The sequence below is a fragment of the Actinokineospora terrae genome, from assembly GCF_900111175.1.
GTDB lineage: Bacteria > Actinomycetota > Actinomycetes > Mycobacteriales > Pseudonocardiaceae > Actinokineospora > Actinokineospora terrae.
The window spans coordinates 50,134-72,944 of record NZ_FOGI01000018.1 but is presented as its reverse complement, the minus strand read 5'-3'; the positions used below and the strand labels follow the sequence as shown (position 1 = coordinate 72,944).

Genomic DNA, 22,811 nt, shown 5'->3' with positions numbered 1-22,811 from the left:
GCATCCCTCACTGTTCTCGTGCCGCCATTCCCGGTTCCACCGGTCTCCTCCTGCGCAACGCGGGCTGCCCGGTGGCGCTGAGCACCACCGCGACGACCGCGCCACCCACCGCGGCCCAGGCCGCCGCGTCGAACCCACCGGACTCCGCGAGCCAGCCGCCCACCCCGGTGCCCAGGGCGATGCCCAGCGCGCCCGCGCTGGAGAGCCAGGAGAACCCCTCCGACAGCGAACCCTTGGGGGCCAGCGCCTCCAGCAGCGTGCTGCCCGCGATCAGGCCGGGCGCGATCGCGATCCCGGCGACCACGGCCAGTCCGGCCATCACCGGCGACGAGCCCGCGAACGCCAACGGGACCGCGCCGACGGCCAGCACCGTGCTCGTGGCCACCAGCAGCCGCTCCTGGGGCAGCTTCCAGTCGACCGCCCCGAACACCGCGCCCGCGGCGAGGCTGCCCACGGCCGTCAGGGAGAGGAATACCCCGCCGAGGCCGGGCGTCCCCTGTTCGCGGGCGAACGCCACCATCGTCACGTCCACCGCGCCGAGCAGGAACCCCATCCCGGCGTAGGCGACCATCAGCACCTGGACGCCGGTCACCGCGATCGCCCGCTGCCCGCCGCCCTCGTGCACCGGCTCGACCACCGGCTCGGACCGGGTGTGCGCGGCGACCGCGATCGAGCCGACCGTGGTGAACGCGACGCAGGCGACGAGCCCGGCGGCCGGGTGCACGGCGGTCGCCAGGACCGTGACCAGCAGCGGACCGAGCAGGAAGATCGTCTCGTCGAGCACCGACTCCAGCGCGTACGCGGTGCGCAGCGTGCTCTGGTCGACCAGCGCGGCCCAGCGCGCCCGCATGAACGAGGTGAACGACACCGACGCGCAGCCCGTGGCGATCGCGGCGACCACCAGCAGCGGCAGCGGGGCGCCCAGGACGATGGCGATGACCAGGGTGCTCAGCGCGACCGCGTGCACCAGGCAGGTGGTCAGCAGCACCTTCCGCTGGCCGACGCGGTCGGCGAGCCTGCCGAGGACCGGGCTGGCCAGCCCCTGCGACACCAGCATCGCCGCGGCGACCACGCCCGCACCGGCCAGCGACCCGCTGATCGCGGCCACCAGCAGCAGGCAGCCCAGCGACCGCATCGCGATCGGGAACCGGCCCACCACCCCGTACAGGCCCAGGCTGAGCGCGCCCGGCTCCCGCAGCAGCCGCGGATACGCCCCGAACCCGGATTTAGCGGACCCTGACACAATGCTCCTGTCGCTGTGATTGAGCCCGTGGAATGTGATTGCGGACGGAAATACCCGCATCGGAGAATACCGTCGAACCGTGGTCCCCGCCGAAATGCGCACCCGCGCCCCCGTCACCCCCGAACCCGGCTCCAGGCGGCGATTGGCCATGTTAGGTGGGCCATCACCAGGTGTCAATTCCGCCGAACGCGACCACGACTGCGGCTGAACGGCCCAATCCGGCTCGCCCGCACCGGGGGTTTCCGGCGGGGTCGCGAAACCGATTTCGACGGGAAAAGTCCGGTCTCGTCCACGTCCATTCCCTTTCCGTTCGCCGGCCGGTCGCCGCGCGCTCGCCAGGGTGGTCATCGCACCCACGGTGACCGCCGTTAGGGGTGTGCGCCAGGTCGCAACCTACGACCTGGGGCGCACTGGATATCCGTTGACGCCGCTGGTCGCCCTGGGTGACGATGACGCCGACACCCCAGCACCCCAGGAGTCGGACATGCCGAGCACCGCCATCCACCGCCGCAGGCGCGGCGGGTGCCTGGTGCCCGGATATCGGACGCCGGGCGGGCGCGGACTCTTACGGTGATCTGACAAGGTCGGCACACCAGGAGCCACCCCGCCGGGAGTCCGGCCAGGGTGGCTTTTCCCATTCCGGACACCCCTAGTGGTTCCCTTAATGATCCCGGCTCCTATGGCTCAGTGGAGAGAGCGCCGCGCTACGAACGCGGAGATCCCAGGTTCGAGTCCTGGTAGGAGCGCCGTTGCGAACACGCCCACCGAAACAGCATGAGGACAACAATGATCGGCAGCACGCGCACTCGCCTCACCCAGCGCAACCTGCGCGTCCCGCGGGTGGACGGCCCGGCGGGCGACAGCGTCTCCGTGGCCCGCCAGCTCGACGTCGCGCTGATGAGCGCGGGGTTCAAGGCGGCGGGCGAGCTGATCGAGCACGTCGCGACGCTGGCCAGGCCGGTGGCCGTTGACCTGGCGATCGAGGTGCTCGGTGCCGTCCGCGAGCTCGTGGGCGACCAGGTCGAGCACAACCCGTACTTCCGCGCCTTCCCCCAGGGCGTGCCCGCGACCTACGAGTTCTGGCGGCAGATGCTGCGCACGGCCTCGGGGGAGGAGTGGCGCAAGTCGCGGCTCGGCCTCGGCGCGATCAACCTGCTCGCGTTCTCGACCTACGGCCGCGTCCAGCACACCTACGCCCAGATGCTCGCCGAGCACGACGAGCTGGCGCCCTCGATCAAGGACCGCGTGACCGTCGTCCACCTCGGTGGCGGGTTGGACGAGGAGGTCACCTCGACCTACCTCGCGCTGGCCGGGTCCACCACGCCGTTGGCGGCCTCGGACCTGGTCCTGCTCGCCGACCTCGCCGCGCTGCGCGTGGACCTGGTGCCCGAGTCGATGCCGGTGCGGGAGAACCGCGCGGCGGTGAACGCGGCCCGGTTGGCGGCAGGTCTCCCGTTGGTGGCCATCGACACCGTGGTCGACGTGCTGCGGGTCGCGTGCCAGGCCAGCGGCGGTGACGTGACGCTGGTCGAGTCGACCCGGTTCCGCGGGTTCCGCCGCAGTGAGCGCCGCGTGCTGATGGCGGCGTTGGACCAGGTGAGCGCGAGCAAGCTCGGCGACGTCAACCGCTACTCGGGCCGGTTCAAGCGGCTCGGCGAGCGGCTGCACCCGCACGAGTACCCGGCCTTCCCCAACGCCCAGGACGTGTTCGCGGTGGCCCGTGGTGAGCGGGTTGTGCGGACGCTGGCCGCGCGGGCTGAGCTGGCGATGGCGGACGGCGAGATGAGTGCGGCCGCGCGGGTGCTCACGACGGCCCCCGGCCTGCTGGTCCGTTCGCTGGACCGGCTCCTGCGTGACGCCTCGGGCGACCAGGTCGACGAGGTCATGGCTGCCGCGGGGTCCGTGCTGGGGTCGGTGTCGGGCCGGGTGCTGTGTTCGATGCGCGAGCACCTGCGCAACCGGGCACGGCGTGATCCCGCGCGGGTGTTCGTCAACCGCGCTGGTCGTCCCTGGATCGCGTCGGACACACGGCCGCGACTGTCGCCGGAGGTGATGCGCGCTGCTACAGGCATGTTCGATGCCGAGTTGGCGTCGCGCGTTCCGGCGTACTCGCGACTGGTGGTCGACCCGGATGTGCTGTCGGTAGCCCTGCCGTTGTCGGGTAAGGCGACCGCTGGCGGTTTCGGTGTGCTTCCGCGCGGTACTCGGATGCCGATCGAGGGTGGCCTGCTGCGGTTCTTCACCTACTGGCGTCAGGCTAAGGAGCGGACTGACTTCGACCTGTCCGCTTTGCTGCTGGATGAGAACTTCGAGTACGTGGACCACGTGTCGTGGACGAACTACCACGGCGATGGCGCTGTCTATTCCGGCGACCTCACCGAGGCGCCGAATGGTGCTACCGAGTTCATCGACATCCCGCTGCACGCGGTCACGGCCCAGTACGTAGTTCCGCAGGTGCACATCTACTCCGGGGAGAACTTCACGCAGGTCGCGGAGTCGATGTTCGGGTGGATGCTGCGCGACGAGAGCCAGGGAGGTGCACCGTTCGAGCCGCGCACGGTTCGTACCCGCTCCGACATGCGCGGTACGGGCCGGGTAGCGCTACCGGTCATGTTCGGCCGGGACGAGTCGGGGGAGTGGAGTGCGACCTGGCTGCACATGTACCTGACCGGTTCGCCGCGGTTCAACCGGACGGAGGCCAACAACCTCACGACGAGCGCGCTCACGGCCACGATCGCCTACCGCGAGTACCTGACCGTTGGTCACATGGTCGACATGCTCGCGGCCAAGGCGGGCTCCGTCGTTGCGTGGCACCCGGGCCTGCGGGTCGACTCGCCGGCGACGTTCATCGGCCTGCACCGACCTGACGGCCTGCCCGAGGGGTCGACGTTCATCACACTGGATCGGTTGTCCGAACTGGTGCCGCACTGAGTAAGATGTTCCACCGTGAGGCCATGCGCGGGCTTCCTCCTACCCTTTCCTGGTCCAGTCCGCGCTCTCTCCTCGCACAGTGAGGCTATGAAGAGGCTTCCTTCTCACTCGCTCAGGACGAATCCAGCCTCTTCCCTCTCCTCACACCGGCAGGCCATGCGGGAACTTCCTTCTCCCTCTTAAGGATCCAGTCCCCGCCCTCTCCTGCCGGTCCACCAAGAAGGTGTAACCTCGTGAGCGGAACCACGCTCTGGGGGGATGCCTTGGAATCCACTGTGGACGCAAGCGTGATCGAGGCGTACCTGCGCCGGATCGGGACCGGCGGCGGGCACGCGCCGGACGCCGGGTACTTGCGCTCGCTGCAAGAACGGCACCTGCTCACGGTGCCGTTCGAGAACATCGACGTGCACCTGGGCGTGCCGATCCGGATCGGGGCCGCCGCGGTGGCCAAGGTCGCCGTGGGCAGTCGCGGCGGCACCTGCCGGGAACTCAACGGGTCGGCGTTCCCGGCGCTGCTGACCGCGCTCGGCTATGCGCCGACCCTGCTGGGCAGCCAGGTGTTCGTGGACGGCAAGGTCAACTTCCCGTTGGCGCACACCGTGATCCGCGTCGACTGCCCCGACCCCTGGTTCGTCGACGTCGGCTTCGGCCGCGACGCCCCGCGGTTCCCGCTGCGCCTGGACGTGCGCGGCCCCCAGAACGACCCGAACGGCGTCTACGAGTTCGTCGACGCCCCTTACGGCGACGTCGACCTGCTGCGCGATGGCCTACCGATGCTGCGCATCGACCCGCGGCCGCGGACCCTGACGGACTTCGCGCCCGCGCTGTGGTGGTTCGAGACCGCGCCGGATTCCCCGTTCCGCACCAACCTGTTCTGCACCCGCCTAACGGTCGACGGCCGAATCACCCTACGTGGCAACCACCTGACATCGACCGCGGGCACCGAGCGCTCGTCCCAGATCCTCACCACAGACGAAGCCCTGCGCCGCGCCTACGCCGACCACTTCGACATCACCCTGGACCGCCTCCCGTCCCTGGAGAACACCGATGCCTGAGCCGATCCCCGAGTCCCACCACGACATCCTCGAAGCCAAGGGCCTGGCCTTCCTCGCCACCACCCGCGACCACCGCCCCAACGTGAGCCCCACCTGGTACCTCTGGGACGCCACCCAAGGCCACCTGCTCATCAGCCTGACCGACAAGCGCCAGAAATACCGCAACCTCGTCCGCGACCCCCACGTCGCCGCCTGCCTGATACTCCCCGACAACCAGCTCCGCTACATCGAACTCCGCGGCCACATCGAGTTCACCCCCGACACCAACCACGACGTGGTCGACGCCATAGCCCGCAAGTACCTCGACCAGGACACCTACCCCCACAACCCCACCGAAGGCACCCGAGTAGTCGCCCACCTGATCCCCGACTACGTCCGCTGCTTCCGCTGACCACCCCCACGGCGCGCCCGACCGTCTCGACTGACGGCACGGGATCCGGGTGAGGAAACCCGTGCCGTCACCGCCGAGGTCGACGACCTCGCCCATGTCGCCGCAGAGCGGGTAGTTGGTGGGATTCGGGTAGGTGTAGGTGGTCGCGGTGCCGTGCCCGCCGCCGGTCAGACCGTGGGCGATCCGCACCGAGCACGTCGACCCACCACTGGCGCCTCGTACACCGCACGATCAAACGGCCCCGGTCACCTCGCCAGGCCCCTGCGAGGTCGACATCGGCGGCCGTGAGGTCCTCGCGCAGGTGAAGGCCGATCCGGCGCTGACGGCGATCCTGGTGGTCGTACTCGGCGACCGGCTTTCGAACAGGCCACCGGGGACGGTGAGCGCGACCGCGAAACAGGCCGGCTACCAGGCGATGGCTCCGTTGTCGTCGAAGAAGCCGCCTGTCGGGCCGTCGTCGTCGAGGGTGCCCAGGTGGACGGCGATGGCGGCGCCTTGGGTCGCGGTGCGGTGGCCTGCGTGGTTGTTGAGGTCGGTGGCGCAGTAGCCGGGGCAGGCCGCGTTGACGCGGAGGCCCGGTTCGACCTTGGCGTAGAGGACGGTGACGGCGTTGAGGGCGGTCTTGGACGGGACGTAGGCGAGCGAGTCCGGTGTCTGGCTGGTCGCCATGCCCGCGAGCGAGCCGACGCCGCTGGACATGTTGACGATGCGGCCGTGGGCGGACGCGCGCAACAGCGGGAGCATGGCGTCGGTGACGGCGATGACGCCGAAGACGTTGGTGTCGAAGACATCCCGGACGCCGGCGAGGTCGGCGTGCCCCGGGCCGTTCATCCTGCCGCCGGTGATGCCCGCGTTGTTGATGAGGATGTCGAGTCGGTCGAGGCAGGCGGCGGCCCGCTCGATCGAGGCCGGGTCGGTCACGTCCAACTGGAGGAACCGCGCGCCGGTGTCGGCGGCGGCCTTCTCACCCCGCTCGACGTCGCGCGCACCGAGGTACACGGTCAGGCCGCGATCGACGAGTTGCCTCACGATCTCCAGGCCGATTCCCTTGTTGGCCCCGGTTACCAGTGCTGTGGTCATGCGTTCCACTGTCGGCGCCGGTGGGCGCGCCGTCCAAGACCCGTTGGGTCGGAATTGATACCCTACAGGTATGGATTCGCGGGAGCTGACGTACTTCGTCGCGGTCGCCGAGGAGCTCAACTTCGGTCGAGCGGCGACCAGGCTGGGCATCGCGCAACCACCCCTGTCGCGCACCATCCAGCAGCTGGAGCGGCGCTTGGGCGTCACCCTGCTCACCCGCACGAGCCGCTCGGTGGCGTTGACCGCGGCTGGCGAAGTGTTGCTGTACGAGGGAAAGCGCGCCTTGGCGGCGCTGACCGCGGCGGGGCGACGCGCGCAGCGCGCGGGCGATCCGGGGCTGGTGCTGGCGATGAAGGCGAACATCGACGGCGACCTGCTGGAGAAGATCCTCGCCCAGTTCGCGGCCGATCCGGCGGCGGTCGAGGTGGAGGTGCGGATCGGCGGCATCGGCGAGCAAGGGGTGCTGCTGCGCTCGGGCGAGGCGGACGCGGCCCTGCTGCGGCTACCCCACGAGGACGCGGATGGGTTGGCCTACGAGGAGTTGCTGACCGAGCCCGATGTCGCGGTGCTGCCCCGCACCCACCGCCTGGCGGACCGCGAGTCCATCACCATGTCCGACCTCAGCGGCGAACAACTTCCCTACTGGCCGGGCTCCCCACCCAACGGCGGCCCACTGGTCCGCGACGCCGCCCAACTGATGCAGCTCATCTCCCTGGGCCGCACGGTCGCCCTGCTGCCCGCCTCCGTCCGACACCACCTGCGCACCGACCTGACCACCGTCCCCGTCACCGACGCGGCCACCACGACCCTGGTCATAGCCTGGTCACCCGACGCACGCTCACGCTCCCTGGCCGCCCTCGTCCAAGCCGCCGTGACCGCGTCCCCATCGGCTGGTCCACACCGATCCACGCGGACGGCCTGATCACCAAGATCTGCCAGGGTCAGCGCCGCCCGCCTGGCGACGCGGGTTTGGGTGTGCCACCTCGACCCGGCCATTCCGGCCCGCGTGCGCGGAGACCGTGCGATGATCTTCAAGGATGTCGGGACAGGCGGGGGTGCTCGGGTGAGGGTGTTCGGCAAGTGGTGGGCCGTCGCCACAACGGTGGTTCTCGTGGGCGGTTGCGGCAGTCCCCAACCACCTGCGGTCGCTCCGACGTTCGACGTGCCCCCGGCGCTCACCAAGTTATACGACTTGTCCGCCTTCTTCCTCAAGCCCTGCGACCTCGTCCCGCCCGCCGTGTCGCAGCGGGTGGGGTTCGACGGGAAGCCGCACTTCCACTACTCGGAACCCGATCGTGCGGACTGCACTTGGGAGGGCGGGCAGGGGGTACGGCTCGTGCTGACGCTCTTCGACGGGGTCGACCGGGTCGCCGAGGAGTTCGGCCAGCCGGGACGATGGCTGTACCTGGTCGCCGCCGAGGTACGGGGACAGCCCGCGGTGGTCGCCTCGCACGAGAACGACCCGCCCGCCACCGGGTGTTCGGTAGTGGTCCGAGTGGCCGAGCGGCAGTCGGTACAGGCCGAGTTGTCGGTCTACCCGGCCGACCCGACATTCCCCGTCTGCGCCAAGGCCCGGGTGGTGGCGGAGTCGGTGGTCGAGCAGTTGGGCAGTTGAGGCGGACCTGCTGACCCCGGTCCCGGCGGACCACCACGCCGAGGGACAGCCGCCAGGAAGACCGCAGATAGTCGTTGGCGCCTTGTTAGTCACCTGCAGGGAACTCGAGAGCGTCCTGGCTACCTGGCTCTCCGGGCAAGCAGGCCTCGTGCGCGACGCCGACGTCCTGCTCACCTGCGACTACCTCCACGAAACCAGGACACCTGCGTCCGACGGCACGCGACTCACCGACCACTCCGCGCTCACGGTGCGCCTGGCCCTGACCGTCACCACACGCGTGCTAACGTCGGACCCCGCCACGGTGGCCACACTCGCCGAGTCGGAACCGACCTTGTTCTGAATCCGGTTCACGATCCCCTGCTGGCACCATGCCCGCCAGCGGACCGGCCCACGCCGTGCCCACCCGCACCACAACACCCCGCATCGGCGCCCGCGTCCTCCTCTTGGACCCCGCCGACCGCGTGCTCCTCATCCACGCCCTGGACCCCACCGACCCCGACCACCACTGGTGGGAACTCCCCGGCGGCGGCCTCGACGACGGCGAAGACCCCCAACGCTGCCCGCGCTCCTAGACGACCTCCTCGCTGACCAACTCGGCCCGGAACCACTGGCCCTCGCCGATTGAAGTTCACTTCAGCGTCACTACAACCAGCACCGAACCCATCGATCGCTAGCCGCCGCGGTGCCCCAGCGAGCACGCCCCCAGCACCTCGAACCCGACCAGATCTAATGCCTCACCGCACGCCGGCCGGACCGAATCGGCGGAGTCATCGAACGCACGTTGATCGCATTGGATCACCGCTGGGCAGGATGCGACCTGAGAGTGGCCCGACAACCATGCTGTACCCGCATGTTGGCCGCCCACGCTGCTTGAGCTGGGTGCACGTAGGTTCTGGCGCGCACAGCCGGACACTCCGCCGCAGCATGTCGGGAGCGCGCCGCGTGGGGTAGCCGTTCCCGTTCGGGGTTGGGCCGGGGCCGGTCAAAACCCACCGAAGGGTCTCGGTCAGCCTTGCCGTGTCGGGAGCTTGGCGGTCCGGCATCGGTCTGGGGATTCGCTTGTTGACCGCCGTGGTCGCCGCGATCGCGGTTGGGGATCGCGGGTCCACATGGTTCGGCTGATGTCCTGATCGGTTGGTGCGTGCCCCGGTGACATCCAGGAGGGGCGGGTAGTGCGCGGCGCGGGGAATCGTTCGGCACCGGCCATTCCGGTGCCGAACTACCTCCACCCGGCGCGGCGCAGGTTGGTTCAGGTGGTTCGCCCGCGTCTCGTCGGGGGCCACGTCACAGATCGCGCTGTGGAGGCATGTCCTGTTCGGATGGCGCGAGCGCCTCGTTGAGAGCGCGTGCTTCTCGGAGCTGGTCCTCCAGGCTGACGATGCGGCACGCGGCTTCCACGCCGGCGCCTTGGTCGACGAGTTCGCGGGCGCGCCCCGCGATGCGCAGTTGGTGACGGGAGTAGCGGCGGTGTCCGCCGGAAGAGCGCTGCGGCTCGATCAGCCCCGCCTCGTCCAGGCTGCGCAGGAACCCCGGTGTGGTTCCCAGCATCTCCGCGGCTCTGCCCATCGTGTAGGCCGGGTAGTGGTCGTCGTCGAAGTTGTCTGCCGCTGCCTGCGGCTGCTCTCTGTCCTCGCGCACTGCACCTCCGCATCACGAGGGGCCCGGTGCCGCAACGGCACCGGGCCCCAAGGGTTATGGGTTGACTTCGATCGACCGGTCGGAAAACGACCGGTCAGGTACGCGTCACCCGCGCAAGCTGCGGACAACACGAGAATCGTTTGTACGTAACCGGAAACCACCACCCCATCTGACTCGAGTGCGGTACTCACCTTGAGTGCTTCACTCCTCGGCGGGAAATCCGATGGCGCGCAACCCTTCCCTTCTCCTCTGATTCCTACCTTGTTCACCGGACCCTTGACTTGCTTGCGCTTGCTCGGTCGGCGAAGGCTCTCATCTGCGTTCAAATACCCCTCGCCGACCAACTGCGATCACCACCCGGAGCCCCTTCCACGGCTCGGCTCCGACGTGCCTGATCGCTCGTGCCTCACGACTGCGACCTAGCCGTGGGTAGTTCGTCATCTCCCACGCCTATGGGACTTTTCCTCTTCTGTGGCTGGAGCCATCCTATGCACAGCCGTGGGGGATTGTCTACTCCAGCGGGGACAGATTTTGTCGTACGTCAGGTCGAGGTGTCCCCACCTGCGACGATGTCGTGCTGGGTGTGCTCCCCGGCCGCGGTGACCCGTGAGCGGACGTCCGGAGTTCGAGGCCGTGGATCCCCGCGTCCGCCGCACCGGTCCAGTTGGACTCGAGGGTGCGTGCGTGAGGCGAGCCACGGCGTCAAGCCCCTGGGCCGCCGCTCCCACGTACTTCGGTGAGGCAGCGCTACGCCCTTGCCGGAACAGGGCCTAGTCGGCGGGCCAGGGGGCACCGGGTCGAGGTCGCAACCGGGGCAGCAGCTTGTCGCTCGCGGCGGGCGACCACTCCACGAGCACGAGTGTTGCGTCGTCCTGGAGGACGCCGTTCTGGTGGTCGAGGACCGCGCGGGTGACGCGACGCAACGTCTCGGGTGCGGGCAGGCCTGCTGCCTCGTGGTGTTCGGTGAGGGCGACGAGGCGGTCAACACCGAAGAAGGCGCCATCGGGGTCGCGGGCCTCGGTGATGCCGTCGGTGTAGAGCAGCAGTCGGTCGCCTTGGCGCAGTTGCTCGACACCCACCCCTGAGGCTCTCGTGGGCTCGTGGAGCCCGTTCATCCCCAGTGGGACGCGCGGTCGGGTGCTCAGCGGTCCGACCAGGCGGCCGCCGCGCAGGAGTACCGGTGGCGGGTGGCCCGCGAGCAGGTAGCGCAACTCGCCGGTGGCGAGGTCAAGATCGGCGAGCACCGCCGTGCACACCCCCTGGGTGGGGTGACCGGCGAGCACTTCATCGGCCGCGGCGGCCATGGCGGGCAGGTCGCCGCCCTGCCTGCGGGCGTTGCGGGTGGCCGCCAGCACCATGGTGGTGATCAGCCCAGCGGCCAGGTCGTGCCCCGTGGCGTCGAGGACGGCGAAGTAGGCCCGGTCGTCGTCGACCGCGTAGTCGAAGCCGTCCCCGCCCACTCGGTCGTAGGGCTCCATCGTCGCGGAGACGACCAGGTCGCGGCACGCGAAGGTCTGCGGTGGGAGCAGCTGCCACAGCAGCTCACTGGCGACCGACAGCGGCCGCGGTCGGCGGACGGTGTGCAGCAGGTCGCTGTAGGCCCGCTTGGACACCGCGAGGTGTCCGACCAGCCCCGCCACCGTCCAGCACCGCTCCCGCACGACCACGTCGTCCGGGTCCGTGTCCCGGGGCAGGCGCAGGGCGAGCACGCCGAGCCGTTCGGTCCCGTTGACGATCGGGACCCACAGCACGGACCGTTCTCCTGCCTCGCTCACGGTGATCTCACTGAGTCGGAACGCGCGGCCCCCTGCCGTGTCGTCCACGCCCAGTGTTCTTCCGGCCGGTTCGCCGCGAGGCGGGAGCGGGTGCAGCTCCCGCTGAGCCATGTCGACGAGGTACAGCCGCGCCTGCATCCCGATCCGCGCGCAAGCCTCGGACACGACGTCGACCAGATCGGTCGCCGTGGCCCGGTGCGCGGCGTCGATGACATGGCTCAGCACCTCGTGCCAGGAACCTCTCCGCGCGTCCACGCGAGCAGCCTAGACGGCGCCCATGCTCCCAGGATGGTCTCCTCGTGTTGACTCCTACCTCCTCGAGTCCAACCGATCGTGCGCCGCGGCGTGGATGCGTACGCGCCCGTCCGCGACTTCTCCACTTTGAGTAGGCGCGACACCACACCGGACAGTTGAGACATGCCGTCCTCGCCTGCAACCGACCGGTACCGGGTTGAAGCACGGTGCCGCGGGTACCCGCGTGTGTTGGCTCCTCGTCCGGGTGGGCACAGCCGGATCACCACGGCACACCGCCGCACGGACCCCTTGTACCCAGTCCTCCGCGCGAGTCCGAGCCGCTCGCGGACGGGTCCGCTGCGGGTCGCCCTCATCGCGTCGGCCAGTTGCCCGATCCGCCGGCCGTTTCCCGGCAGGCTGGAGGCGCACACCTGGCAACTCGCGCACCACCTGCGGGTGCGCGGACACGCGGTGGACGTCTTCGGCGGGCCGGGTTCCGACCCCGCGCACGGCGTCCACGTCCTCACACCACGCCTACCTGCGATTGATGCTGGCACTGGCCGTCGACCCCGACTACGACGTGGTCCACAACAACTCGCTGCACCACCTCCCCGTCGCCATGGCCGCCGCCCTGTCCGTCCCGATGCTGACCACCTTGCACACCCCGCCGACGCCGTGGCTGGAGTCGGCCATCTCCCTCGGCTCCTCGGGCGAGTCCCCGCCGTCAGCGCCCACACCGCCGACCGGCGGCGCTCGTGCGTCCCGGCGGCCACGGTGATCCCCAACGGGGTCGACCTGGACCGGTGGTCTCCCGGCCCCGGCGGCGGCGTGCCGGTCTGGACCGGTCGCCCCGTGCCGCAGAAGGGCGTCGAGGACGCCATCCACGCCGCCCGCCGGGCGGGCACCGGGCTGCGGCTGGCCGGTCCCGTCCCCGACACCCGCTACTTCCGTGACCGGGTCGTGCCCCTGATCGGCGGGGACATCGAGTACCTCGACCACCGCGAACTGGCAGAGTTGGTGGGTTCCGCGGCAGTCGCGGTCATCTCACCGTGCTCGCCCGGTCGGCGGCCAAGGGTGCCAGGCACGCGACACCTGTGGTGCGGGCACTGCTGCACGAACGCGTCGCCATGGCCGCCGCCCGGTGCCAGGACCGCGACGGCACCCGGCGCGCGCTCGACACCGTCGATGAACTCTACGAGCAGCATGCTCCGGGGATAGCGGAACGGGAATGGGTCTACTGGCTCAACCGCCACGAAATCGATGTCATGGCCGGTCGGTGCCTGATCGAACTGGGCGAACCCGAGCGGGCCAAACCCCTGCTGGCAGCAGCGATCGCCGCCTATCCCACTGGACACGCCCGCGAGATCGCCCTCTATCTTGTTGGTCAACTCGACTTGCAAGGACGGGTGGAACCTGCCGGGCGGGATGGTCGAAAGCAATGAGGCCCCTCGGAGAGCGGCGGAGCGTGAGCTGCGCGAGGAACTCGGGCTCAAGGTGACCGCAGGTCGGATGCGCGCGCTCGACTGGGTTCCTCCGGATGGTCCGTGGGACGACCTGCTGGCCTTCGTGTTCGATGCCGGTCAACTGTCAGCAGCGGACGTGCTCAAGCTCCGGATCACAGACCCGGAGATCAGCGAGTTCGCCTTCGTGGACATCGCCGAGGCCATGGCCATGCTCGGTCCAACTCTCGTCGACCGGTTCCTGCGCGCCATCGCGGCACTCAACTCCACGGCTCCGGAGTACTGCGAACACCAAGGCTGAGCGACCTCTCGAAGGCTCCACGACGCCTCGACCGAGTCCGGCATGGTCATGGACGCCAGCCTGTGCGGGCACCCGCTCGGCGACAGAGAGTCCTGAGTGGATGACCAATGGTCCACAGTGGACACGCGATGTACACTGCTCCCGTGGACGATTACGGTATCGATCGGATTCTCGCCGGGCCGCCCAGCAAGATCGCGTTTCGGGCGCTCTGTGCCGCGGTGGATCGTGCGGGCAACGCGCCGGAACTGATCGCCAGGTGTGACCAGGGTCTTGCCGCGTGGCCGGATTCGGTGCGCGAGGCTCCGTGGTCGTGGTACGCGATGGCCACATTAGGGCACTCCAAGGCGACTTGGCCGCTTGTTCGCTCACTGGACATCCGTACGCAACGGTGCCAGATGCTCGACCCGCCTTTCCCGGACCCGCGCGCGCAGCCGGAAGTGCGCCAGGTGACCTCCGTCGTGGCCGGGTGGTCCCCCACGCGCAGGAGTTCGCTGGCCGCCATCACCGACTCCTTGGCGCACTGGCCGGACCTGCGCGCCGTCGGCGTCGAGTTCCTCAGCGAACACGACGACGAGCAGGTCGCCCGGTTCGCCGACCACGAGGCGGCCACCCGGCTCGAGTCGTTGAGCCTGCTCGACCTCGGCGACTCGCTCCTGCACTCCGGCCTGCCCACGTTCCGACCGCCCGCCGGCCGACCGTGGCGGTTGCGGCACGTGGCTGTGTCCGGGGCCGACCTGGCGTACCTGCTGCGGTCGGGGCTCGTGCCCGATCTGCGGTCCGCCGACGTCCTGGTGCGCGACCTCGACGAGGCCCGGGGGTTGGCCGCCCGCCCGGAACTCGCCCAGCTCGAGCGGCTCGGGATCGGGTCCCGCTGCGGGTGGAACGGCGAGTCGCCCTTGTGGGAGCCGTTCGCGGGCAACGTCATCGAGCAGGACGACGACGCCTGCGCGGCGTTCTTCGCCGCCGCCGACCTGTCCGGTCTGCGTGAGCTCGTCGTGCGCGGTGTCGAACTCGTACTCGGCCGCGTGGGCCTCGGCGCCCGCGGGGTCGAGGCCATCGTCGCCTGTGGCGTCCTCGGCAGGATGACCGCGTTGACCCTCGAACTGCTGCCCATCCACGACCCGACCATCGCGCTGGTGGTCGGGTCGCTCGATCACCAGCGGGTGGAGAGCCTGACGCTGGCCGACCTCGTGGCCACGGACCGGACCGCCGCCGCGTTCGCCGCCGCGGGTGCGTTCCCCAGGCTCCGCCACCTCGACCTGAGCCGCAACAACCTCGACGCGCTGGGGGCCGCGCTGCTGGCGACCGAGGTCGACCTGCCGGTCCTGGAGCACCTCGACCTCAGTGGACGCGGCGTGGTCGGGAGCTACTACGGCAACGCCGTGCAGCCAATCGGTGACAAGGGCGTGAGCGCCTGGGCGAACTCCCGCAACACCCGGAACCTGACCACGGTGAAGGTCTCGTTGTGCGGACTGGGCGTGGAGGGGATCACGGCGCTGTTGACCTCCACCACGTTACCGGCCCTCACCACACTCAACATCACAGGTAACCTGTGCAGCGGATGGCCTGCCGCCCTGCGTGACGCTCCGGTCTGGCGCACGCTGCGCACCCTCGACCTCACCGGGACCGGCTTCGACGGAGAAGAGATCAGCGCCCTCGTACTGACCGCCGAAGCCCCTGAACTCCGCAGCGTCCTATTGGACTACAACAGCGTGGGGTCCGGTGCGGCGCTCGCCCAGTGGCCACTGCTGCCCCAACTGTGGGAGCTGTCCCTGCACGACACGGCCATCGACGACGACGGGCTGAGGGCGCTCGCCGTCTCCGGGGCCGCGCGGTCGCTGCTCGAACTCGACCTGGAACAGGACTGCTCGAACCGGAGCGCACGCCACACCCCCTTACCCCCAGAGGTCATCGAGCGCTCGGCGTTCCCCAGCCTCGACACGATCTTCCTCGGCATCGTCGACGAATACCACGGCGCCCGCTACCGCAGCGGCTTCACAACAGCCATCCGCGAGCGGCTCACCGCGGATCCCACCACTCGACCCGAGCTCTTGGCCTACCTCGTCCACCTCGACCTGGAAGAGCTGAACGACGACGCGGAGTGGGAGACGAAGGTCCCCGAGACCGACCCGCGCGCTCAGCGCCTGACCAACCACCGGATGGGGATCGAGCGGGCCCGCGAGTTCATCCGCCACCTGCACACGTAGGCCTCGCGGCTTTCCGCCCGCGCGGGCCGGGCTGGCGCAACCTGGCCTACTGACAGGGGCCGCCGAGGTGTACAGCCGTGGTACGGCTGGACCGAGGCAGTGGTGGGGCACGAGCGCGGGCGAACTTCGACCTCCCGGAGAGCAACGACCCGCCGGGGGTGGGTGCACCGTTGATCGTCTTGCTACCAAGGGTTTCGCGGGGGTGTGGGGTCGTGCGGATGGCGAAACCGGCGCACCTGCAGATCTTGAATGGCTAGGTTGAGCCGGGTTCGAGGGTTAGCTCGGTGTGGGCGAGGATTCCGTCAATCAGGTCGGGTCGGTACTGGGTGCGCTTGAGGCGCTGTTGGTGATCGCCTGGAGCTGTCCGATGCCGAGGACGGCCGGCAAGATCTGTAGGACGTGCCCTAGGATCCGGCGATGGCAACCTATAGCGGACCGGATGACCTGAGCGGCACCGAGTTCATCGAGACGAACTTCGCGGGCAGCGTGTTTCGCGAGGTGGATCTGAGCGGTGTCCGGATCCGCGGTGCCCTGCTCAACGGCGCCGACCTCGACGGGGTGATCGACGGGCTGCGGGTCAACGGCGTCGAGGTCGCACCGCTGGTCGAGGCCGAGCTGGACCGCCTGCACCCGGAGCGCACGCGACTGCGTCCGTCCACACCGGATGGTATGCGGATCGCGTGGGAGACGGTCGAGGCGTTCTGGGCGCCGACGATGGCGCGGGTGGGATCGATGCCGGAGCAGGACGTTCACCGGTCGGTGGACGGGGAGTGGTCGTTCGTGCAGACGCTGCGGCACCTGGTGATGGTCACCGACCTGTGGTTCGGCCAGGCGGTGCTGGGGCGGGACCGGCCGTACCACCCGCTCGGGCTGCCTGCGGCGTTCATCACCAACGGCGCGGACCTCGGCATGGACCTGGCTGCCGAGCCGAGCCTCGCCGACGTGGCGGCGGTCCGGGCAGGCCGTGTGGCCGAGGTGCGGGAGTTCCTCGCCACCGCCACCCAGGAGGACCTGGACCGGGTCCGCGAGCCGGAGGTGCCGTCCGGCTGGCCTTCGCCTGCCCCTCGTGCCGCCTCCGCGTGCCTGCGGGTCATCCTCAACGAGGAGTGGGCACACCACAGCTTCGCCGTCCGCGACCTCGACACGATGGGAGGCTCGAAGAACGCGATCTGACGCCGGCTGCAGATCTTGAATGGCTGGGTTGATCGATGTCAGGACGGCGTGTCGGCGTTTGACGGGTTTGTAGGCCGGAGGGGTGAGATACCCGGATGGTGGCGGTCTGTCCGCAGCGGCGCAGCGCGATGCGTGGATCTGGATCCGGGCGGATCTCGATCGCCGGTCTGGTGTGCGTCAAGCCCGGGCAGCGATCTCGCCTCATCTACCGCATGATCGTCCACCGTAGACGGAAAGGCGTACGGCGCAGCTTCGGCGAGACGGACTACGCGTGGCGACAGCGTTCTTAAAGGCATCGGGCAGCTGTTCGTGGCCGCAGGAGCTGCTGTCGCGGCGGCGGGAGGTGTCGCCACCTGTGCTCGGACATTGGGGCTGGGGTGCGGCATCGCGTTGGCGTCGTTCCGGGCTGGGATCAACGCCATCGCCGATGCTGACAAGGAGTTCCGAACACCGTGACCCCCACTAGCCGCACTCGACGCGTGGTCGTCCTCGCTGTTGCGATCGCCGTCATCTACGCGGCCGTCTTCGTTCTGCTGGCGGTGTATCCGCAATCCGGTACCCCGGTGAGGATCATCGCCTACACCTTGATGGGTCTAGGAGCGGCCGTCACGATCGTCGCCTGGTCGCGGCGGAGGGCGTGCCGGAACCGACGAGCGCGGTAGAGCGGATACCGCGCGGAGAACCACCTCCAGTCGGCGTGAACGTCTCGGTTAGCCCGGCGGCATCGGTGGAAGTACCTGATGCCGCCTGCTCTCGCTTCAGGGCTTGGCTGGCGTCTAGGGGATGTCGGCGTCCAGGGACGGACGATCGAGGGGACTGACTCGGAGAACCTGCCGGGTGATCACTGAGTACCTGCCCGAGCCGGAACCGAAGGGCAGGAACGAGAACTGCCCGGTTCGCGCCCGGGTTCGATGTGAAATCCTGGGTGGATAGGAGCGGACGAGGGCGAGGACCTGAACGAGTGCTTCCAACCCGTTCTCCGACTACTTCAAGCAGCGACCATTGAGTGCACGGCGTGATCCGGGAGTCGCGGTGGGGTGGGTACTGGGAATCATCGCCGCCATACTGCTCTGCACCTCCCTGATCCTCACGATCGTCGGCGGCGCAGACCCCACCTGGCGCAGCTGGACCGGCGGGATCGCGCTCCTCATGACCGGCTGGGCAATCGTCGGCAACAAGGGCGATACCACGCGCCAGAAATGATCAACACGCGCGAGTGCGCCGGGGCGGATTGGCCAGCGGGATGGCGGATGGGGCGAGTTCAGGCGGTGGGAGCAGCTGGTGTTCGGTGGAGAAGGATCCCTGTCGTGCGGAGGATGTTGACGTTGGCGGATCGGGAGGAGATTGCGCGTGGCTGCGGTCGGCCATTGGGAGGGCGACCTGGTCATCGGCAAGGCAGGCAAGACCGCGGTGGCGACCCTGGTGGAGCGGACCAGCCGGTTCCTCATCCTGGTCCCCCTGACCGGCCGCGATTCCCTGACCGTCACCGAGACGATCATCTCCGCCGCCGGAGCGCTCCCGGCGTCGCTGAAACGCTCGTTGACATGGGACCGCGGCTCGGAGATTGCCCTAAACGCCGAGGTCACCGCCACCGGACTGCCGGTGTGCCTCCGTGTAGTACCCGGGTTGTCAGACCTTCGAAGACGCACCTGGCGAGGCCATGGGGAGCGAGTGTGCTCGAACGGATCTCGAACAGCGCGCACCGCCCCTATGGTGATCATCGTGTGCACGACAGGGCCAAGGAGGAGCTGGTGACCGATCTCGACCTCATCGAGGCAAGGCTGAACACCCTGCGGGATCAGGTGGAACGCCTGGAAGTCCAGCGGGGCGAAGCCGTCACGCGCCAGCGGGGAACGCTTCTGGTCACCGCGCTGTCCGGCGCCCTGCTCGCCCTTACCTGCGCCACCTGGCGTGAGAGTTCTACCGACAAGCCCTTCACTCTGTGGGGCATGGTGGACACCATCGGCTTCGAGGCGCTGCTCGTCCTGGTGCTGCTGGTGGGGGTCGCGCTTGGCTCGGTCGTGCTCGCGGCGAGCCCGGCCACGGCAAACGTGCTCCGCCGGTTCGTGGGCGGGCTGACCCTCGCCACCGCGGCCCCGATCTTCTACCTCAACTCGGTCCTGTTCCAGGGCTCGCTGGACACGGCGGCCTGGGTGAGCCTCGTCGTGCTGGTCCTCGTGGGGTGCTTGACCATCGGCCGGACACTGAGGCCAGGCCCGATCGACTGGACGTGATCGGGCCGGACCTACGAAGTGGCGCGGTAGCTTGTGAGGCGTTTGTGTGGGTAGGTCGTACGTGGACTCCCACCGGGGGTGCTCGACTGACCGTCACCTGGTGACGTCGTCGGCTTGCCGGTCCACCTGGTCCCAGGGGAACCTCGTGCGGACCTCGGTGCACAACAGCGGCGATCTTCTCTGGTCGTGGCCGACGACCGCGACTACCTCGGCCGCACCATCCTCGACGCACTCGGCCAAGCCGTTGACCTGCTCGGCACACCCGACCCGGACGAGCCGCTCGGGCTGAGCGCATCAACCCCTGCGTGTCTCGGGGTCGCCCTCCGCGCAGGGCCTCGGCGAGACCCCGCAGGACCGGATGGAGTTCACCGTCGAGTTCGGTGGTGGCGGCGCGCGCCCAAGGGGACGTCCCGCCCGCTCGGTCGATCTTCCCCATCGGCCGAGCGGGCGGAACGCCGGGAGCATACCCGGCTATCGAACACGTGTTCAACCCAGACGCGATGGCGACCCGCTCGGCTCGCGACTCACGGGCGACCCGCAGCGCGGGTCGGGTACGACGAGGTGTTCGAGCGGTACCGATGCTTCTGGATCACCGTTCGACGAATCGGGGCAATCATCGAATCCGACGATGCCCCGAGTGTGCCGCCCGAGCGTCCCGGGTATCACCGCCTGCGCCCGCACCGGATTGGTGATCGCGGGGCAGACGAGGAGGACGTCGTGGTCGGGTGTGCGGGCCGGTGAACGTGTAGTGGCTGCTCCCGTACCCGCGCGGCTGTTCACGCTCTCAGTGCCGGGGGTCCCGGCGAGCGTGGCGGTCACGCGACGAGACCTGCGGGTCTGGTTGGTGGGTAACGGCGTGGCCGATGGGCTGCTCGACGACGTTGTCCTCTGCGCGAGCGAGGCGGTGACCAACGCGATCCAGCACGGCTACCGCGACGACACCGGCGGCGTGGTGGCGGTGTCGGTACGGGTGGTCGACACGGCGGTGGTTCTGACGGTGACCGATGACGGTGAGTGGCTGCCTGCGCAGGGTGGGATCGGTGTCGACCACGGCTGGGGGCTCCCGTTGATCAGGTCGCTCTGCCAGACCGTCGACCTCGCCCACGCTCAGGGCAGGACGGTGCTCACCGCGCGTCTGGGTCACCGGTAGTCGCTTAGATACGGCTGAGGCGGGTAGCCGGGGCGGGAGTGCCTAGGAGGACGCTGTGGAGTCGATCAAACCCGCCCGCATTGTGAAAGAAGCGCTGGAGAGGGCCGTGGACAAGGTCACGGACCTCGTCACGCCGCCGATCCCGGGAGCGCCGGGAAGCGCGCCACCGGCCGTGGCCGAACCGACCGAGCCGCAGGAGCCGTTGCCGCGCAAGGCGGATCAGGCGTCGCCGGACACCAGGACGGCCACCGGGGCCGAGACCGGCGCGGGGCACGAGGCCCGTGAGCAGCAAGGCGCTTATCTGACCACGTCAAGCGGTACCAGATTGCACGACACGGACCACTCCCTCAAGGCCGGTGCGCGTGGTCCCACCCTGCTGCAGGACCACCACCTGCGGGAGAAGATCACCCACTTCGACCACGAGCGCATCCCCGAACGGGTGGTTCACGCGCGGGGCGCCGGTGTGCACGGGGTGTTCGTCGGCTACGGCACCGCCGGGCCGGTGTGCAAGTCGGCGTTCCTGCGCGAGGGCGAGACCACGCCGGTGTTCGTGCGGTTCTCCACGGTCGTGGGCTCGCGCGGATCGGCCGACACCGTGCGCGACACCCGGGGGTTCGCCGCGAAGTTCTACACCACCGAGGGCAACTTCGACCTGGTGGGCAACAACATCCCGGTGTTCTTCATCCAGGACGGCATCAAGTTCCCCGACATCATCCACGCCGCGAAGCCGCACCCCGACCGGGAGATCCCGCAGGCGCAGAGCGCGCACGACACGTTCTGGGACTTCGTCTCGCTGCACACCGAGGCCACCCACCACGTCCTGTGGAGCATGTCCGACCGGGCCGTACCGCGCTCGTACCGGATGATGGAGGGCTTCGGCGTCCACACCTTCCGGCTGGTCAACGTCGAGGGTGAGACGTCTTTGGTGAAGTTCCACTGGAAGCCGCGGCTGGGCGTGCACTCGTTGGCGTGGGAGGAGGCGCAGCTGCTCAGCGGTGTCGACCCGGACTTCCACCGGCGCGACCTGTTCGACGCGATCGAGGCGGGTGCCTTCCCGCAGTGGGAGCTGGGCATCCAGGTGTTCCCGGACACCCCGGAGCAGATCTTCGAGGGCGTGGACCTGCTCGACCCGACGAAGATCGTGCCGGAGGAACTGGCCCCGGTGCAGCCGGTCGGCGTGCTGACGCTCAACCGCAACACCACCAACTACTTCGCCGAGACCGAGCAGGTCGCCTTCCACGTCGGACACCTGGTGCCGGGCATCGACGTCACCGACGACCCGCTGCTGCACGCCCGGCTGTTCTCCTACATCGACACCCAGCTCAGCCGCCTGGGTGGCCCGAACTTCAACCAGATCCCGGTCAACCGCCCGCACGCCCCGGTCAACGACCTGCTCCGCGACGGGGCGCACCAGCACGCCGTGCACGCCGGAGTGGCGCCGTACAAGCCCAACACCCTCGACGGCGGCTGCCCGTTCCAGGCGGGCGCCGACATGGGCGCGTACGTGGAGGTCGCCGCACCAGTGGCCGCCGCTGTGAAGGAACGCAAGTCCCCGGCGTCGTTCGAGGACCACTTCAGCCAGCCGCGCCTGTTCTACCGGAGCCTGAGCCCGGTCGAGCGCCAGCACGTCATCGCGGCGTTCACCTTCGAACTGGGGAAGTGCTACGAGAAGGTCATCAAGGAGCGGCAGCTCCAGGTACTGGCCAATGTGGACACCGAGCTGTGCGCCGCGGTCGCCGCGGGCCTCGGGCTGCCCGCGCCGGGGTCGACCGTGCCGCTGCCGGAGGTGACCCCGAGTGCGGCGCTGTCCCAGCTGGGCAAGCGGTGGCCCACCGACGGCAGGGTGATCGGCATCGTCGTCGACGCGGACGACGACGCGAGCCTGGCCGGTGTGGACACCCTCAGGCAGGCGATCACCGACGCGGGCATGACACCGCTGGTCATCGCCGCTCGCGGTGGTGAACTCGCGGACGGGCTGATCGTGCAGCGCACGTTCCTCACCGCCCGCTCGGTCGAGTTCGACGCCCTGCTGCTGGCCGCGGCCCCACCGCCCGCGCCCGACGCGATCCCGCGCCTGGCCGCTGTCGACCCCAGGGTCGTGGTCATGATCCAGGAAACCCACCGGCACGCCAAGGCCATCGGCGCCTGGAGTGGCGCGGCCACGGCGCTGACCGAGGCGGGCATCGGCACCGATGACATCGGTGTGGTCGTGGGAGAGGACTCGGCGGAGGTGTTCACCGAGGTGCTGGACCTCCTCGCGGGTCACCGTTCGTGGGAGCGGTTCGCCGTACCCGCCGGCTGATCGGTTGTGCTGGGCCGGGGGC

General features: G+C 69.4%; 22 protein-coding genes, 1 tRNA gene and 1 pseudogene. 19 read left to right on the top strand and 5 right to left on the bottom strand.

The window, feature by feature from the left end:
• Positions 1-7 precede the first annotated feature (7 nt).
• Positions 8-1,243: an MFS transporter gene (locus BMY07_RS31485; RefSeq protein ID WP_218150851.1), complete on the bottom strand. Its 1,236-nt coding sequence runs from the start codon at positions 1,241-1,243 to the stop codon at positions 8-10.
• Between the two features lie 376 nt (positions 1,244-1,619).
• Here BMY07_RS31485 and BMY07_RS33970 point away from each other — a divergent pair, with 376 nt between their 5' ends.
• From BMY07_RS33970 to BMY07_RS31465, 5 genes are all read left to right on the top strand, one after another.
• Entirely contained in the window at positions 1,620-1,817 is a 198-nt protein-coding gene (locus tag BMY07_RS33970; protein WP_143073736.1) for a hypothetical protein, read from the top strand.
• A gap of 99 nt (positions 1,818-1,916) precedes the next feature.
• Positions 1,917-1,989 (top strand) — tRNA-Arg (locus BMY07_RS31480).
• Positions 1,990-2,029: 40 nt separating this feature from the next.
• Positions 2,030-4,174, top strand: coding sequence for a TerD family protein (locus BMY07_RS31475; RefSeq protein ID WP_092786617.1), 2,145 nt, complete (start codon positions 2,030-2,032; stop codon positions 4,172-4,174).
• A 233-nt stretch (positions 4,175-4,407) separates the two neighbouring features.
• Positions 4,408-5,229: an arylamine N-acetyltransferase family protein gene (locus BMY07_RS31470; RefSeq protein WP_177215909.1), complete on the top strand. Its 822-nt coding sequence runs from the start codon at positions 4,408-4,410 to the stop codon at positions 5,227-5,229.
• The gene (locus BMY07_RS31465; RefSeq protein WP_092786612.1) at positions 5,222-5,620 is read left to right on the top strand and encodes a PPOX class F420-dependent oxidoreductase; all 399 of its coding nucleotides are present in this window, start codon (positions 5,222-5,224) and stop codon (positions 5,618-5,620) included. The genes BMY07_RS31470 and BMY07_RS31465 overlap by 8 nt, the downstream gene beginning before the upstream one ends.
• 405 nt (positions 5,621-6,025) lie before the next feature.
• Here the strand turns inward: BMY07_RS31465 and BMY07_RS31460 are convergent, their stop codons facing one another.
• Positions 6,026-6,700: an SDR family oxidoreductase gene (locus BMY07_RS31460; RefSeq protein WP_177215908.1), complete on the bottom strand. Its 675-nt coding sequence runs from the start codon at positions 6,698-6,700 to the stop codon at positions 6,026-6,028.
• A gap of 70 nt (positions 6,701-6,770) precedes the next feature.
• Between BMY07_RS31460 and BMY07_RS31455 the strand changes: the two genes are divergently transcribed.
• From BMY07_RS31455 to BMY07_RS31440, 4 genes are all read left to right on the top strand, one after another.
• Complete coding sequence (locus BMY07_RS31455; protein ID WP_092786608.1) at positions 6,771-7,622, top strand: LysR family transcriptional regulator; 852 nt, start codon at positions 6,771-6,773, stop codon at positions 7,620-7,622.
• A gap of 102 nt (positions 7,623-7,724) precedes the next feature.
• Positions 7,725-8,315 carry a DUF3558 family protein gene (locus BMY07_RS31450; RefSeq protein WP_092786606.1) on the top strand — a complete coding sequence of 197 codons (591 nt, stop codon included), beginning with the start codon at positions 7,725-7,727 and terminating at the stop codon, positions 8,313-8,315.
• A gap of 82 nt (positions 8,316-8,397) precedes the next feature.
• Positions 8,398-8,655: a hypothetical protein gene (locus BMY07_RS31445; RefSeq protein ID WP_092786604.1), complete on the top strand. Its 258-nt coding sequence runs from the start codon at positions 8,398-8,400 to the stop codon at positions 8,653-8,655.
• Between the two features lie 28 nt (positions 8,656-8,683).
• Positions 8,684-8,887: an NUDIX domain-containing protein gene (locus BMY07_RS31440; RefSeq protein WP_245782770.1), complete on the top strand. Its 204-nt coding sequence runs from the start codon at positions 8,684-8,686 to the stop codon at positions 8,885-8,887.
• A 712-nt stretch (positions 8,888-9,599) separates the two neighbouring features.
• On the opposite strand, the gene BMY07_RS31435 is transcribed toward BMY07_RS31440, so the two are convergent.
• Complete coding sequence (locus BMY07_RS31435; RefSeq protein ID WP_245782769.1) at positions 9,600-9,953, bottom strand: MerR family transcriptional regulator; 354 nt, start codon at positions 9,951-9,953, stop codon at positions 9,600-9,602.
• A 770-nt stretch (positions 9,954-10,723) separates the two neighbouring features.
• Positions 10,724-11,983: a PP2C family protein-serine/threonine phosphatase gene (locus BMY07_RS31430; protein WP_245782768.1), complete on the bottom strand. Its 1,260-nt coding sequence runs from the start codon at positions 11,981-11,983 to the stop codon at positions 10,724-10,726.
• A gap of 526 nt (positions 11,984-12,509) precedes the next feature.
• Here BMY07_RS31430 and BMY07_RS31425 point away from each other — a divergent pair.
• The 8 genes and pseudogenes from BMY07_RS31425 (at position 12,510) to BMY07_RS31385 (ending at position 19,337) form a co-directional block, all read left to right on the top strand.
• On the top strand, positions 12,510-12,740 hold the full coding sequence (locus BMY07_RS31425) for a hypothetical protein (RefSeq protein ID WP_092786602.1): 231 nt from the start codon (positions 12,510-12,512) through the stop codon (positions 12,738-12,740).
• Between the two features lie 271 nt (positions 12,741-13,011).
• Complete coding sequence (locus BMY07_RS33965) at positions 13,012-13,404, top strand: NsdA family TPR-like regulatory protein (protein WP_143073735.1); 393 nt, start codon at positions 13,012-13,014, stop codon at positions 13,402-13,404.
• On the top strand, positions 13,388-13,723 hold the full coding sequence (locus tag BMY07_RS31415) for an NUDIX domain-containing protein (protein WP_245782767.1): 336 nt from the start codon (positions 13,388-13,390) through the stop codon (positions 13,721-13,723). Before BMY07_RS33965 ends, BMY07_RS31415 begins: the two co-directional genes overlap by 17 nt.
• A 395-nt stretch (positions 13,724-14,118) precedes the next feature.
• On the top strand, positions 14,119-15,930 hold the full coding sequence (locus tag BMY07_RS31410) for a hypothetical protein (RefSeq protein ID WP_092786596.1): 1,812 nt from the start codon (positions 14,119-14,121) through the stop codon (positions 15,928-15,930).
• A gap of 417 nt (positions 15,931-16,347) precedes the next feature.
• Positions 16,348-17,103 (top strand): DinB family protein, encoded by a 756-nt coding sequence (locus tag BMY07_RS31405; protein WP_092786593.1) that lies wholly within the window; start codon positions 16,348-16,350, stop codon positions 17,101-17,103.
• Positions 17,104-18,135: 1,032 nt separating this feature from the next.
• Positions 18,136-18,306 carry a hypothetical protein gene (locus BMY07_RS34700; RefSeq protein ID WP_177215907.1) on the top strand — a complete coding sequence of 57 codons (171 nt, stop codon included), beginning with the start codon at positions 18,136-18,138 and terminating at the stop codon, positions 18,304-18,306.
• Between the two features lie 150 nt (positions 18,307-18,456).
• Positions 18,457-18,708 (top strand): annotated as a pseudogene (locus BMY07_RS36325) (transposase); the annotation flags it as partial.
• A gap of 146 nt (positions 18,709-18,854) precedes the next feature.
• Positions 18,855-19,337, top strand: a complete 483-nt coding sequence (locus BMY07_RS31385) for a hypothetical protein (protein WP_143073734.1) — start codon at positions 18,855-18,857, stop codon at positions 19,335-19,337.
• A gap of 93 nt (positions 19,338-19,430) precedes the next feature.
• Here the strand turns inward: BMY07_RS31385 and BMY07_RS34695 are convergent, their stop codons facing one another.
• A complete protein-coding gene (locus tag BMY07_RS34695; RefSeq protein ID WP_177215906.1) occupies positions 19,431-19,577 on the bottom strand; it encodes a hypothetical protein in 147 nt (48 codons plus the stop codon).
• 508 nt (positions 19,578-20,085) lie between these two features.
• Between BMY07_RS34695 and BMY07_RS34690 the strand changes: the two genes are divergently transcribed.
• The gene (locus BMY07_RS34690) at positions 20,086-20,487 is read left to right on the top strand and encodes an ATP-binding protein (protein ID WP_177215905.1); all 402 of its coding nucleotides are present in this window, start codon (positions 20,086-20,088) and stop codon (positions 20,485-20,487) included.
• A 106-nt stretch (positions 20,488-20,593) separates the two neighbouring features.
• Positions 20,594-22,789, top strand: coding sequence for a catalase (locus BMY07_RS31375; protein ID WP_425426380.1), 2,196 nt, complete (start codon positions 20,594-20,596; stop codon positions 22,787-22,789).
• Positions 22,790-22,811 lie beyond the last annotated feature (22 nt).